The sequence below is a fragment of the Sulfitobacter sp. AS92 genome, assembly GCF_038900015.1.
Taxonomy (GTDB): domain Bacteria; phylum Pseudomonadota; class Alphaproteobacteria; order Rhodobacterales; family Rhodobacteraceae; genus Sulfitobacter.
The window spans coordinates 91,196-105,701 of the sequence record NZ_JBBMQL010000008.1; the positions used below are offsets into that span (position 1 = coordinate 91,196).

Consider the following 14,506-nt stretch of genomic DNA (forward strand, 5'->3'; position numbering starts at 1 on the left):
GTCAGCCTCTAAAAGCGCGCGGGGGAGAAGGGGGTCAGGTCGATGCCGGGATTTTGGCCGGTCATCAGGTCAGCGATGATGGCGGCGGTGCCCGCCGATTGTGTGAGGCCAAGATGCCCGTGGCCGAAGGCGCAGAACACATCCGGGCGATTTGGCAATGCGCCGATGGCAGGCAGGCTGTCGGGCAGCGACGGGCGGAAGCCCATCCATTGCGTGCCGCTCGAGGTGTCGAGCCCCGGCAAGAAACGCTTGGCCTTTTTCAACATCGCATCGGCGCGGGCAAAGTTCGGCGGCAGGTCGAGCCCGCCCAGCTCCACCGCGCCGCCGACGCGCAGGCCGTTACCGACTTTGCTGATGACAAAGCCATGGCCGCCGAAAGTGATCTGACGTTTCAGATCGAAGGCGCCTGCGGGCAGTGTCGTGTTATAACCGCGCTCGGTCTCCAGCGGGATTTTTACGCCAGCGGTTCGCGCCAGATGGTGCGAATGCGAGCCAGCGGCCAGCACCACGCGGCCCGGCATGAACCCATCAGAGGTCTCGACCCCGCCTGCAACCAGACGCTCGGCGCGAGTGATCGTGATTTCACCACCCCCTGCCCTGAAGCGTTCGGCCATGGCTAAAACATAGTCGCGCGGGTCAGAGATGGACTGCCATTCCGGGGTGAAGGTCGCATGGGTGAAGGAAGGCGCAAGACCGGGTTGATAGGCTGCAATCTCTTCGCCCTTGAGGTGGGTGAAGGCGATCCCCGCCTCTTCGCGGGCCTGCCAACCGGGGAGCGATGCCCGGAACTCGGCCTCGCTCTCATAGACCTGCAACTGCCCGTCGTGCCGCCGCATAGGGGCCAGACCGCTCCTCTCAAGATGTGGATCAAGGGCGGCTTGCGAGAGCTTCATCAGTGCCGTCTGTGCCACGGTCGAGGCGCGCAGCTGCGCAGGCCAGCTCGCCTTCCAAAAGCGCCACATCCACGGCGCGATCTTTGCGGCATAGCGCGGCGGCACGGTCAGCGGCCCCAGCGGGTCCAGCAGCCACTTCGGCGCCTGCCGGATCATCCGGGGTGAGGCCAGCGGCAGGATTTCGGTGAATGCAAAGGCACCCGCGTTGCCCGCCGACGCGCCCGCTGCCGGACCCTCGCGGTCAATCACCCGCACGGTCAACCCGCGCGCCTGAAGCGCCAGCGCGATGGACAGGCCCACCACGCCAGCGCCGACAACCGTAACCGGGGCTTGGTTCATTACCGGACGCTCGACAGGAATTGACGGGTCTCTTCTTGCTGCGGATCGCCAAAGATTTGATCCGGCGCGCCGATCTCGGCCATGACGCCCTTGTGAAAGAACGCCACCCGGTCCGACACATCGCGTGCGAAACTCATCTCATGGGTGACACAGATCATCGTCATCCCCTCATCTGCCAGCAATTTGAGCGTGTCCAACACCTCGCCCACCAATTGCGGGTCGAGCGCCGAGGTCACCTCGTCAAAGAGAATGTAATCGGGCGACATCGCCAATGCACGTGCAATCGCCATCCGCTGTTGCTGCCCGCCCGACAGGCGGCTGGGGTAGACGCCCAGCTTGTCGGCCAGACCGACATGCGAGAGTTGCTGCACCGCGATTTCTTCGGCTTCCTTGCGGCCCATTCCCTTTACTTTGCGCGGGGCCAGCGTGACGTTTTCCAGGACCGTCAAGTGCGGGAAGGCGTTGAATTGCTGGAACACGATGCCGATTTTACGGCGCAGCTTGTTCAGATCGGTATCGCGGGCGTGAACTTCGGTGCCGTCGACCACGATGCGGCCTTTGTCGATCGGCTCCAACCCGTTGATGCAGGTCAGCAGCGTCGATTTGCCCGAGCCAGAGCCGCCGATCACCGAGACGACCTCGCCCTTTTGCACGGTCAGGTCGATGCCCTTAAGCACCTGAAGCGCGCCAAAGGACTTATGGACGTTTTCAATCTCAATCATTTTCTTGCCACCTTTTTTCCAAGCGGCTGCCAAGCCGGGCAATGGGGAAACTGAGCGCGAAATAGATCGCACCCGTCACGAGCAGGATGAACATTGGCTCTTGCAGGCGTGTCACCAAAATCTGCGAGGACCGCAGCAATTCGATAATGCCTAGCCACATCACCAGCGCGCTGTCTTTCATCACGCCAAGCGTCAGGCCGATCCAACTGGGCAGGCCCACCCGCAACGCCATGGGAAAGACGATCTGCGTGAGGTCTTGGCTCCATGTCATGCCAAGCGAACGCGCCGCACGGCGGGTGACCGAAGGCACCGCCTCGATCGCGCCGCGCACGATCTCGGTGCAATAGGCCGAGGTATAAAGCGCCAGTACGATGCAAGAGGTCACGAAGGGCGAAATCCCCCAGCCCGCGATGGCCTGAAAAGCGTTGGCGAGGATCAGCTGGATCAGCAGCGGAACCGAGCGGAAGATATCCAGCACGAAGGTTAGCGGCAGCGCCGCCCAAGGGCTGATCTGGCTGCGCAGTACCCCGAAGAAGACGCCAAGCAGCGTGCCGCCCACCACCGCAAAGGCGGTGACCGAAAGCGTCACGCCCGCGCCTTTGAGCATGAACATCAAGTCGTTGAAGGTCAGAGCCGTATCAAACATCTATTCTGTTCCCTCAGTAGCGAAACAGGCGGGCAGCCATGAGCCGTGCGCCGAGCATCACGGCCTTGGCGATCACGTAGTAGATCACCGCCGCCAATGCGAAGAATTCAAAGGTCCGGAAGCTGCGCGCATTCAGGTCTTGTGTGACCCCCGCGAGGTCCGAATTCAGTCCCACCGTGACACCCAGAGAGGTCATTAGGATTGCCCAGATCATCTGGTTTGTGGTCGGCAGGAACGAGATGCGGAACATCTGCGGCGCGATGATCAGGCGAAACGCCTTGGCCTGCCCCATGCCCAGCGACCGCCCGGCGCGCAGCTGCGTGTCCGGAATGGCCCGCATCGCGCCGCGGAACGTTTCGCACAAGTAGCCCGCATTGTTGAACGCGATCCCAGCCAGCAGCGCGGCATAGGGGCTAAGGTAAATCCCGAAAGACCCAAGCCCGAAATGCGCCATGTAGATCTGAAAAAGTGCCGGCGTGTTACGTGCCACTTCGACCCATGCGGCCGCAGGCGCGCGCAGCCAGCGTGTTTTGGAATCCCGCGCCACGGCCAGCAGCACGGCAATGGTCACGCCGATCAGCATCGACAGGATTGATATCTGTAGCGTAACCAGCGCGCCTTCCAGCATTTCTGGGAAAGCGCGAAAGGCCTGTCGCCATTGAAAGGTGTAGTTGCCCATCATGTGCTCCGATCAGCGGTTATCGGCAGTGGGGGCCACAGCGCGCGGCCCCCGCATCCATCAGCGATAGGCTTTGGCGATGGTCAGGTCAGGCGCGTCGCCGCCTACCCATTTGTCAAAGAGTTCCTGATAGCGGCCAGTCCGAACTTGCTGGTTCACGAAGAGATCAAGATAGTTCAGCAGACCGTATTCCTGACGCAGGCCGATCAGGCCAACGTAGTCCACGTCGAACGGTGCGTCGCCCGCAATGGTCAGACCTTCGAACTTGCCGCCATTGACGATGGAAGACGCCACGGTGGACGTTACGACGGTCGCGTCGATCTGACCTTGAGACAGGGACAGGAACACGTCAGCTTGGCTTTGGTAGGAGCGGAAACTGCCGTCGTCCCATGCGTCGAGCTGCTCTTCCAACGCGATGGCCTCAAACGTGCCCGCGACGGAGCCGACGGTCTTGCCCTTGAGGCTTTCAAAGCTGTCGACGCCCGCGTCTTCGCGCGTCAGCACAACATTGGTGAAGGCGAAGTAAGGGACGGAGAACCCAACGGTCTTGGCCCGCTCAAGCGTGTCGGAGGTGGACGCAACGCCGACATCCGCACGGCCCGAGACGAGCGCGGGAATACGGTCAGGGAAAGGCGTCTCAACGATCTCGGCTTCGACACCAAGTGCTGCGGCCAGATCGTTGCAGTAGTCCACGTCGAAACCGACGGGGGTGTTGGTGTCATCGCGCGAGCCCATGGGCGGGAAGTCCAGCACCACGGCGCAGCGCAGCGTGCCCGAAGAAATGATGTCGTCCAGTTTGTCAGCCTGTGCGGCGGTGCCGATTACAGAGGCGGCCAGAAGGCTCCCGGCGAGTTGCGTGAGTTTCATAGATATCTCCCTCTTGGGTTGGTCGCCCCCGACTCTCGTCGGACGGGGTGCGGGGTAAGATGAAGGAACAATGTCCTCACTAAAAATACAATATGTATTTTTAACTTTTACCGATGTGTCGACATATTTTTGATACATAGAGACACCGTTGTCCTTGTTGGGGGTGGGAATTGGGCCGCAGCCGCCCCCTTTTCTGGCTAAAATGAAAAAGCCGGGCGCGCGGCCCGGCTTTCTCGGGCTGAGATCACTCCGTCGCGTCTTCGGGCAAGAGCGCCTCTGGCAGGTTCTGATAGGACACCGGCCGCAGGAAACGCCGGATCGACAGGGTGCCCACGCTGGTCGCGCCGAAGTTGGTGCTGGCCGGGTAAGGCCCGCCGTGCACCATGGAATCCACCACCTCGACGCCGGTGGGGAAGCCGTTTGCCAACAGACGCCCAGCTTTGCGTTCCAGCGCTGGCATCAACACCCGCGCGGCCTTAACATCCGCGTCATCCATATGCAGGGTGATGGTCAACTGCCCGTCCAGCTCAACCGCCAGCGCGCGCATCTCTTCGAGCGAAGCAACCCGCACCACCAGCCCCAGCGGGCCAAAGACTTCTTCATGCAGCGCCGGGTTGGCTTTGAACTCTGCGCCCGTCGTCTCGAACAGGGCCGGGGCGGCGTTGCGGCCTGTGCTGGCGGCCACATGCACTTGGCGCAGGCTTTGCTCGGCTTTGAACGTGTCGCGACCTGCACAGAAGGCCTGCGCGATACCGTCGGTCAACATGACCTGTTCGGCCACGTCTTTCAGCGCGGAGGCGGCACTCTGCACGAAGGCGTCCGCTCCTGCCCCGTCGATCACCACGGCAATGCCCGGATTGGTGCAGAACTGGCCTGCGCCCATGGTCAGGGACGCGGCCCAGCCGTTGCCCAGTTCCTCGGCCCGTGTCTCCATTGCGGCGGGGAGCATGAACATCGGGTTGACCGATCCCAATTCGCCAAAGAAGGGGATCGGCTCTGGCCGCGCCGCACAGAGATCGAAGAGCGCACGCCCCCCGGCAAGAGAGCCGGTGAAGCCAACGGCTTTGATCAACGGGTGCTGCACCACGGCTTGACCGACAGCGCGGTTGCCGCCTTGGATCAACGAGAACACACCGCGCGGCATGCCGCAGCTTTCAACCGCCGCATGGATCGCTTCGGCCACGATCTCACCAGTGCCGGGATGCGCGGAGTGACCTTTCACCACAACGGGACAGCCTGCCGCCAGCGCCGCCGCCGTGTCACCGCCTGCGACCGAAAAGGCCAGCGGGAAGTTCGACGCGCCAAAGACGGCGACAGGGCCGATGGGGCGTTGCACCATTGTGATGGCCGGGCGTGGTGCCGGTTGACGCTCGGGCATGGCTGCGTCAAAACGCCGGTCGAGATACGCACCCTTTTCGATATGCGTGGCGAAGAGGCGCAACTGACCAACGGTCCGGCCCCGCTCCCCTTCCAACCGCGCTTCGGGCAGGCCGCTTTCTTGGCTGCCGATCTCGGTGATCTCTGCCCCGCGTGCGTCGATCTCATCGGCGATGGCGTTCAGAAATTTCGCGCGGGTCACCCGGCTGGAATAGCCATAGTCCCAGAACGCGGCTTCGGCGGCTTGGCAGGCTTGGTCGACCAGTTCCACCGTGCCGACCGAGAATTCATGTGCGCTTCCATGCGCGGGACTGGAGCTAAAACGCGCGTCGGTGGCGATCCACTCGCCAGCGATCAGGTGTTTGCCATGGGGGGTAAAGGCCATCGTCTTATCCTTTCATGCGGGCCGCGGCCCGGTGTCAGCTTGCGTCTTTCCGTCACTGCATACATGATGTATGCAAGATTGCAACCCATGCTGCACGAGGCTCCAAATGAGCGATGCAACCCTGTCCCACGACGAACTCAATGAAATCGTCATCCGGATTTGCGAAGGCGCGGGTCTATCGCCGCTTAATGCGTCAGCCTTGGCGCGGGTGATCGTGGCGGGTGAAAGCAATGCTTGCAAATCTCACGGCATCTATCGGATCGAAGGGTGCCTGCGCACGATCAAGGCGGGCAAGGTGGTCCCCGATGCCGTGCCTCAGGTGGTGCAAGACGAAAGCGCCATCGTGCGGGTGAACGCAGGCGGCGGCTTCTCCAACGCTGCGTTTGACGCGGGCGCGCCGGTGCTGGCCGAACGCTGCCGCGCCACCGGGATCGCCGCGATGGTGATCAACGATTGCACCCATTTCGCCGCCCTCTGGCCCGAGATTGAGGCCCTGACGGACATGGGCCTTGCCGCCATGGCCATGTGCCCCAGCTATGCCAGCGTTGCCCCTTCGGGCGGTACCGACCCGCTGATGGGGACGAACCCCTTCGCATTTGGCTGGCCGCGTATGGGCAGCGATCCTTACGTCTTTGACTTTGCCACCAGCGTCGCCGCACGCGGGGAGATTGAGCTGCATCGCCGCGCGGGCACGTCCCTGCCCGAAGGCTGGGCCATTGCCCCCGACGGCACGCCGACCACTGACCCCGAAGCTGCCCTTGCAGGGGCGATGCTGCCGTTCGGCGGTCACAAAGGCTCGGCCATCTCGACGATGATTGAACTGCTCGCGGGGGTGATGATCGGGGATCTGACCAGCCCGGAGGCACGTGACGCCTTGGGCTCACTTTCTCTTGCGCCTGCACATGGCGAGCTGATCATCGCATTCGATCCGGTGAAGTTTGCCGCTGATCGCCCCGGAGATCCTTTTGCCCGGGCCGAAACGCTCTTTTCCGCCATCCTCAGCCAAGGCGCGCGCCTGCCCTCGCAACGTCGCTTCAAAGCGCGGGCAGAGACGCGCGCCAATGGTATTACATTGACCGACGCAGAAATGAGCGGGCTAGAGCACCTGCTGGCCCAAGGGCTTGATGCCGTATAATCAAATCCGCCACGTCCAAACCGATCTCGCGCAGGCTGGACGTGGCCTTTGTGTCCGCCAAAGAGAAAGCGCAAGAAGCGCAAATGTACACTAGCGTTCCGGCTCAGATTTCATGCTAAGGGAAATCACCGAGCCACTTCGACAAAGAGATTCGCCGCAGCATGCGCGCACTCCGAAGCAAGCTCATTTCCAAAGGACCGAAGGAATGCTTGCACTACACGCAATGCCGGCTGCATTCAGCAAAAGCGAATGCGAGGCCATCATCAAACGGATCTCTGACGTGCCCACAGACGAAGCGTTGTTGGTGGGCCGCAACCGGGATCACAACCTGCGCAAATCCCAACTCGTCTGGACCGACGAAGTGGAAGGCACGGAATGGGTGATGGAGCGCCTGATCGATCTGGTGCGCACAGCCAACCGCGCGCATTTTGAGTTCGATCTGACCGAATTTGCAGAAAGCCCACAGGTCGCGATCTACAAGGCGTCGGACAGCGGCCATTTCGTTTGGCATTCCGACATTGGCAGCGGCCCCGCGGCGGGGAAACGCAAGCTGACGCTCGTGCTCCAACTAAGCGACGCCGACAGCTATGAGGGCGGTGATTTGGAGGTCATGCCGGGCGCTCACACGCTGACGGCCAACCGCGAACAGGGCTGTGTGAGCATCTTCCCCAGTTTCACGCTGCATCAGGTCACGCCCGTCACACGCGGCACCCGCTATTCGATGACCGTTTGGGCGCACGGGCCCGCGTTTCGGTGAAACGGCCTGGCGGAGCGGTTGGTCTGGCAGAAGGCCGGGTAAACACCTGTGGGCTTGCGCCGAATGAGACGCCGAAGCCGTAGCCGAAAGTCATAAAAGAGCGGCGATCCTACGGTAATCAAGGCGAAATTTTGGGCAAACAGCGAAGAACATAAGACAGGTCGGCGGTTTCCCGCGCTGCTGTGCAGCATTTCGCTGAAAAATTAAGATTCAAGTTTTCAGCGGTGCCGAAACGATTAGATAGGTCACAAAATTGCACACTCATAACGTGTCTTTCGGAGTTTTATATTGTCGATTTCTAACACTACACGAACTGAAGGATTGAAAGCGGCTCGCTTGGAGCGGCGCCAGTTTTTGACGCTCTCAGCCGTGTCCTTTGCTTCAGCACTTCTGCCCTTACGCAGTCACGCGCAGGAGGTTGCTGCGGCGTCCTTCACCTTCGATAATCTTGTAAACGAGATGCGTGAACTGGCGCAGTCGCCCTATGCGGCCCCTGAGCCCGTCGAGGGGTTCCTTGCAGACCTTGATTACGACGCTTACCAGCGCATTCGCTTCCGCCCTGAACAGGCCCGTTGGCAGGAAAAAGGCGTTGGCTTTAGGGTGCAGGCTTTCCATCCCGGCTGGCTGTTCAAAGAGGCTGTTAAAATCAATGAAGTCCAAGGCGACAGGGTTGCGCCTATGGGCTTTACCACGGCAGATTTTGAATATGACGACGATGCCTTGGCCAAGTCGATCCCGCCCAATGCCGAAATGCCGGGCGTTGCTGGTTTCCGTCTTCATACTCCGATCAACCGCGCCGATATCTTCGATGAGTTGATCGTATTTCAAGGTGCCAGCTATTTCCGCGCTCTTGGGAAAGACACGCTCTATGGTCTGAGCGCACGCGGGCTTGCAGTGAACACCGGACTGCCCGAAGGCGAAGAGTTCCCCCGGTTTAGCGAGGTTTGGCTGCGCCGTCCGGAACCCGGCGATACCACCGTGATGATCTACGCCGCTCTCGATAGCCCGTCTGTGACCGGTGCGTATCAGTTCGCCGTCACACCGGGAGAGACGACTTCGGTCGACGTGACGATGCGTCTTTTCCTGCGCAAAGACATCAAGCAACTCGGCATCGCGCCACTCACCTCGATGTTCTTACATAATGGTGCGGACAAAGGGGCATTTGACGATTTCCGCCCCTCGGTCCATGACAGCGAAGCTTTGGTGCTGAATGCGGGCAAAGACGCGACCCTGTGCCGACCACTCAACAACCCACCGCGCCTTGCCAGTTCCTATTTCGGAGCCGAGAACCCACGCTCTTTCGGACTGGTTCAGCGCAACCGGGATTTTGAACATTACCTCGATGCACAGGCCCATTACGAGCGCCGACCGTCACTGATGATTGAGCCGATGGGCGATTGGGGCAAGGGCACGGTTCGACTGGTTGAGATACCGTCGGATCTGGAAGGCAACGACAATATCGTCGCCTATTGGATCCCTGAAGGCGAAACACGCGCCGGGGACGAATTGGCCTATAGCTACCGTATGCACTGGGGGATCAACCCGCCGGGCGCGACACCGCAAACCCTTGGTCGCGTGGTTCGGCTGCGCTCGGGCCATGGTGGGGTTGCGGGTGTTGAGGCAGATACCGAAACGCGCAAATTCGTCATCGACTTTGCCGGGGGTCAGCTCAGCGATATGCCGAGCGACGCTGAATTGGAACCGGTTGCAAGCGCGCAGAACGGTGAAATCGTTGAGGCAATCCTAAGCCGGGTCGCCGGCAGAAATGAATGGCGGCTTGTACTGGAATTGCGCGCAGAGACTGACGCCATCGTCGAGATCAAGGCAGTTCTATCGGGATATGACCGCAATCTTACAGAGACATGGGTGTACCAATGGATCAACGCGTAAGCTTTAACGAGGGGGATTCCCCTTATTCGGCAATGACGACAGAGGTCGAAAACTGGATGCCGCCAGTGGCGCCACTGTCGATGCCCAGACAGACTTTGGAACGGCGTCCACATCGGGCCGGACTTGTTGAATTGACGCGGGCCTTATTGCTGCGCCGTAAGGCCTGACACCAATGGCACGCCAGCAGACGCAGCTTGCAGCGGACACCCGAACGCGCTTTGCACGGGCGCTTGCCGTGACCGTTTCGCTTGGATGTGCAGTCATCGCCTCGACGCTTTTGGCAGAGGCGGCCGCGCGGGATGGTTTCAGTGGTTGGGATGGCATCCGCGCCGTGCTTGTCTTTGCTACGACAGCTTGGCTGTCGTGGGGGGCCTCACTTGCACTGATCGGGCTGTTCGGCGGCAGATCGGACGCACCGCGCCCAGACCTTCGCGCGCCGCAGCCTCGCACCGTGGTTGCGGTGCCCGTCTGCAACGAAGACCCGCTGACCACATTCGCCCGCATCGCCGCGATCGACCGCTCCGTGGCACAGGCCGGTGTCACCGCTGATTTCGTCGTTCTGTCTGATACCCGCGACGAAAGTCTGGCCGGGAAAGAGCAGTTCGCCTTTGCACGTTTGCTGCGCGAGACGAACGGCGCGGGGCGCATCTTTTACCGCAGGCGGCGTGACAACACAGGCCGCAAGGCAGGCAATATCGAAGAGTTCATCCGCACCTCTGGCGGGGCTTATGAACTGGCCGTGATCCTTGACGCAGACAGTTTAATGGAGGGCAGCACGATCCGCGCGATGATTGCCCGGATGCAGTCCGACCCGCGGTTAGGGCTGTTGCAAACCCTGCCCAAGATTATTGGCGCACGGTCCTTTTTTGGCCGCGCTTTGCAGTTTGCCTCTTGGTTTCATGGCCCGATTTTCACCCGTGGCCTCGCCCGCATGCAAGGCCCGACCGGCCCATTTTGGGGTCACAACGCGATCATTCGGGTCAACGCTTTTGCCGAAAGCTGCGGCCTGCCCGAACTTTCCGGTCCGCCCCCTTTGGGCGGCCATATCCTAAGCCACGACTACGTCGAAGCCGCTTTGCTGGCCCGCGCAGGATGGAAAGTTGAGGTCGACGAAACCCTGGGCGGTTCCTTTGAAGAAGGCCCGGAAAATGTGCTTTCTTTCGCCCGTCGAGAGCGCCGCTGGTGCCAAGGCAACCTTCAACACGCCCGGCTGATATTCGCCCCCGGGTTGGCCGGTTGGAGCCGGTTTGTGTTCTTGCAAAACGTAACCGCTTATGTGGTTTCCCTACTTTGGGCCGCGTTTTTGGTCACATCAGCGATCAGTACTCTTTATGCCCCTCCGCCAGAATACTTTCCCGGACCGTATCAACTCTTTCCCGTTTTTCCGGAAACCAGCACCCGTGAAATCACGTTGTTAGCTTTGGGCGTGTTGGGACTTTTGGTGGTTCCAAAGATGCTGATCCTGCTCCACGCGACCCTTTTTGGTCGGGCGCGCGACTTTGGTCTCAGCCTGCGCATGGCACGGTCTGTTTTGAGTGAAGTCATCCTAACGACCCTCTTGGCCCCGTTGATGTTGCTCTATCACAGCCGGTCGGTCTTACAGGTTCTATCGGGCCAAGACGGTGGCTGGCCTGCAAATCAACGCAACGAAGGTCGGCTGAGCCTGCGTGACGGCTGGGCGGCGGGCAGTTGGATCGTTTTGATTGGGGCTGTGATCTTGGCAGCGGTGCAATGGCTCGCGCCGGACCTGACGGTCTGGTTGCTGCCTGTGGCAGTCCCGATGTTGTTTGCGCCTTTCCTTATTGCTTGGACATCGCGCCCCTCAAGCCGGAGTTTTACCGTGCCAGAGAATTCAAACCCGCTTGATATCGTCGCGGAATTCGACAGCATTTGCGATGTCTGGCGGCTGACTTGGAATGATGAGCACCTGATGAACAACCTCACATCGACTGACCTGATCCATGCAACAGCATAACGTCGGCCTGTCCCACGCGGCAGTATCTGCGGGCTCTGCTCGTATCGGCAAAGCCCCCCGCGACCCGCGCATCGACGTTTTTCGCGGCCTTGCGCTGATCATGATCTTTATTAATCACGTTCCGGGCAATCCTTACGAATATTTGACTATCCGCAACCTTGGGTTTGCCGATGCTGCCGAGGCGTTTTTCCTTATGTCCGGCATTGCGGCGGGATTGGCCTATACCCCCCGGTTTATCGAGAGAGACCGCGTGCGCCACGGCCTCTGGCGTGCGATCGCGCCGCTGTGGAAGCGCGCTTGGTCCCTTTACCTTGTGCAAATAGCATTGTCTGCCATTGCTTTGGCCATCTTTGCAGGAGCGTTTCAGATCACCGCACAGGCAGATTTCCTGACCAAGATCAACATGCGGCAAGTGTTTCAAAACCCGACCCAAGCCTTAATCGGTATCCCGCTTTTGACGCATCAGTTCGGCTATGTGAATATTCTACCGGCCTATTCGGTCTTGCTGATCTGCGCTCCGGCGGCAATCATCCTTGGGCTGCGCTGGCCCCGAATACTGCTCACTCTGTCGCTTACCCTTTGGCTGTTTACTGGCGTTTTCCGTCTTAACCTGCCGAACTATCCCAATCCCGGTGGCTGGTTCTTCAATCCCTTTGCATGGCAGGCAATTTTTGTCTGCGGGCTGTTGGTCGGGCTAAGTCAGCGCCAGGGGCATCGCTTCTTCCCCGCATCCAAAGTCCTTTTTAGCCTGTCGATTGCGGTGCTGCTTGGGATCCTCGCGTGGAAATACGTGCCGGGGTTAGGTAAATATCTAAACCTTCAGATGCACAATCTGAGAGAGGCAGGCGTACCCTTTAACCTCACGTCGCATGACAAAACCTATCTGTCTGCGCCCCGGTTCATCCATATTCTGGCATTAGGATATTTTCTGTCCCAACTGCCAAGCGTGACACGACTGGCCGGACATCGGGCGGCTAGCCCGTTCCGGCTGATTGGCCAACACGGGCTGCTAATCTTTGCCAGCGGTACGGTTCTGGCGCTGGTCTGTCAGACGTTGATGTTGGCGCAACCAAATGCAGTTTGGATGGTTTGGGTTCTGCCGGCACTCGGGACAGCGGCGCTCTTTGCAATCGCGTTCATCGCCGACGTATCACGCCGGATCTTGTCTGCGCCTGCAGAACAGATAGACCCCGCTATGAGCGGAACTGGTTTCGAGAAAACGCGCACGATCGCGGTGTCACCTTAAGGCGAATGGTGCGGCTAGTCCCGCCGCCCCCAATTGCGCCATGCTAACCAAGCAACACCCAGCCCGCCTGCGATCAACCCCAGATGACGCGGGCGGATGCCGCGCCCGGTGGAGGTGTTCTCTCCGGGGTGGTAACGTGGGTCGAGCAAACGGGTGTTGGCCAGAAAGCCACCGACCACCGTCTCACTGCCCCGAAAAACCGCACGCAGGCCCCGGCCCTTTTTGCTATTAAGTGTTTCGATCGTGCCGATCATCGATCCCGTGCGCGTCATAACCTCGACCACACGCGCAACCGTTTGGCCCAAGTGCTCTGCAAGCAACCTGTTCCTGAACCCTTCAATAACCTCAGCGGGCTGTTCAATCGCGACATCGCATTCCGTGTCGAACCCCATAGAGCGGTTGTTAAGGTTGCTAGACCCAAGCCGCAGCAAATGATCGTCGATAATCATGATCTTCGCGTGGACATAAATCGGCTCATCTTCATCAGTGACCGGGAAATAGATGCGGAAACGATTTTGATGATCTGCGCGCTTTAACTCTTCAACCAGCCGCTCTCGCAAGACGTGCATCGCATCGTCTTCTAACTGTGATTCCGCGTTGCGCGGGTTAATGATGACAATCTCCGGTCCGTCTTTTTCAACCAGCCGCGCCTTTAGCGCATCGCAAACCGATTCAGCGGCAAGGTACTGTGATTCGATATAAATATATTTCTGCGCGGACTTTATCCCTGCAAGATAGAGCTGTTCGATCTCATTGATCAGAGGCTCTTCATCAAAAGGCGGTTCGGTGCGCGCGATGCCCACGTCAACGTCTTCGGCATCTACTGGCAGAAGGTCGGGCCATTCGAACTTAAGCGCATTCGACGGCCCTTCAATCTCATCGCCCGTGGCCCGCAGCCAGCGGCGGCGTGAAAGTTCACCAAAGGCTGCGGCAGCGGGGCCAGATATGGCCGAGGTCGCATCGTGCCAAGGGTCAGACGGCGTGCCATCCTTGCGTATCCGGCGTGGGTCACCCGGCAGATGGTCTGGGGTGTCCCAGCGGTCTTCCGTCGCGTCGATGCCGCCACAAAAGGCCAGGGCATCGTCTGCCACGACGATCTTTTGATGATGGCATGCACCGAAAGGATGATGTCCATCCAAAGCAAAATGAATCCGGTCTCCGCCGAACAGGCTGAGAGCAAGCGAGGGGACCAACCTTCCGGGCGCGGCGAGCACAGCCCCGTTCCACTTTAACAGATAGACATGCAACTCGGGCGTCCGTTCAACCACCGCTTCGACAAAAGCCCCAAGCTGATTGGGATAGCCGTCAGGGGCGTTGCCGTCTTCGTCACTTTCGCCCGGCAGCATTTCCAGTTCAAAATCAAAATCCCAGCCGACAAGCATGAGCTGCTGGCGGGCACCCAGAAAAATTTCGCGCAAAATCCGAAAGTAATCCGCAGCATCGACGATCAGGCCAAAGCGGTCGGCCCGCACCACACGCCAGGTTGTGCTGTCGGTGAAAAGGCTTGGGCTGTTTGCCCCGTCGGCGGAGGACTCGTTGCTGGATGTTGCCAAACTTAGATCGCTGCGCACGTCATGTCCCTCTCGCTTTGGTCC

12 protein-coding genes are annotated in these 14,506 nt (G+C 60.0%); 5 read left to right on the plus strand and 7 right to left on the minus strand.

Features of this window, described 5'->3' with window-relative positions:
• Positions 1-8: 8 nt before the first annotated feature.
• The 6 genes from WNY61_RS14370 to WNY61_RS14395 all read right to left on the minus strand — a co-directional run bounded on the left by WNY61_RS14370 (position 9) and on the right by WNY61_RS14395 (position 5,908).
• A complete protein-coding gene (locus WNY61_RS14370) occupies positions 9-1,232 on the minus strand; it encodes an FAD-binding oxidoreductase (RefSeq protein ID WP_342852101.1) in 1,224 nt (407 codons plus the stop codon).
• On the minus strand, positions 1,232-1,954 hold the full coding sequence (locus tag WNY61_RS14375; protein ID WP_259986195.1) for an amino acid ABC transporter ATP-binding protein: 723 nt from the start codon (positions 1,952-1,954) through the stop codon (positions 1,232-1,234). Before WNY61_RS14375 ends, WNY61_RS14370 begins: the two co-directional genes overlap by 1 nt.
• Positions 1,947-2,600 (minus strand): amino acid ABC transporter permease, encoded by a 654-nt coding sequence (locus WNY61_RS14380; RefSeq protein ID WP_342852102.1) that lies wholly within the window; start codon positions 2,598-2,600, stop codon positions 1,947-1,949. The genes WNY61_RS14375 and WNY61_RS14380 overlap by 8 nt, the downstream gene beginning before the upstream one ends.
• Positions 2,601-2,613: 13 nt before the next feature.
• Positions 2,614-3,279 carry an amino acid ABC transporter permease gene (locus WNY61_RS14385; protein ID WP_342852103.1) on the minus strand — a complete coding sequence of 222 codons (666 nt, stop codon included), beginning with the start codon at positions 3,277-3,279 and terminating at the stop codon, positions 2,614-2,616.
• Positions 3,280-3,339: 60 nt separating this feature from the next.
• On the minus strand, positions 3,340-4,146 hold the full coding sequence (locus tag WNY61_RS14390; protein WP_342852104.1) for a transporter substrate-binding domain-containing protein: 807 nt from the start codon (positions 4,144-4,146) through the stop codon (positions 3,340-3,342).
• 244 nt (positions 4,147-4,390) lie between these two features.
• Positions 4,391-5,908 carry an aldehyde dehydrogenase (NADP(+)) gene (locus tag WNY61_RS14395; protein WP_342852105.1) on the minus strand — a complete coding sequence of 506 codons (1,518 nt, stop codon included), beginning with the start codon at positions 5,906-5,908 and terminating at the stop codon, positions 4,391-4,393.
• A gap of 106 nt (positions 5,909-6,014) precedes the next feature.
• Here WNY61_RS14395 and WNY61_RS14400 point away from each other — a divergent pair, with 106 nt between their 5' ends.
• The 5 genes from WNY61_RS14400 (at position 6,015) to WNY61_RS14420 (ending at position 12,911) form a co-directional block, all read left to right on the plus strand.
• Positions 6,015-7,043 (plus strand): Ldh family oxidoreductase, encoded by a 1,029-nt coding sequence (locus tag WNY61_RS14400; protein ID WP_342852106.1) that lies wholly within the window; start codon positions 6,015-6,017, stop codon positions 7,041-7,043.
• Between the two features lie 205 nt (positions 7,044-7,248).
• Entirely contained in the window at positions 7,249-7,800 is a 552-nt protein-coding gene (locus WNY61_RS14405; protein ID WP_342852107.1) for a 2OG-Fe(II) oxygenase, read from the plus strand.
• A 336-nt stretch (positions 7,801-8,136) separates the two neighbouring features.
• Complete coding sequence (locus WNY61_RS14410) at positions 8,137-9,690, plus strand: glucan biosynthesis protein G (protein ID WP_342852108.1); 1,554 nt, start codon at positions 8,137-8,139, stop codon at positions 9,688-9,690.
• A 172-nt stretch (positions 9,691-9,862) separates the two neighbouring features.
• On the plus strand, positions 9,863-11,665 hold the full coding sequence (mdoH, locus tag WNY61_RS14415) for a glucans biosynthesis glucosyltransferase MdoH (RefSeq protein WP_342852109.1): 1,803 nt from the start codon (positions 9,863-9,865) through the stop codon (positions 11,663-11,665).
• Positions 11,652-12,911 (plus strand): OpgC domain-containing protein, encoded by a 1,260-nt coding sequence (locus WNY61_RS14420; RefSeq protein WP_342852110.1) that lies wholly within the window; start codon positions 11,652-11,654, stop codon positions 12,909-12,911. Before mdoH ends, WNY61_RS14420 begins: the two co-directional genes overlap by 14 nt.
• 14 nt (positions 12,912-12,925) lie before the next feature.
• Here the strand turns inward: WNY61_RS14420 and WNY61_RS14425 are convergent, their stop codons facing one another.
• Complete coding sequence (locus WNY61_RS14425; RefSeq protein WP_342852111.1) at positions 12,926-14,482, minus strand: phospholipase D-like domain-containing protein; 1,557 nt, start codon at positions 14,480-14,482, stop codon at positions 12,926-12,928.
• Between the last annotated feature and the right edge of the window lie 24 nt (positions 14,483-14,506).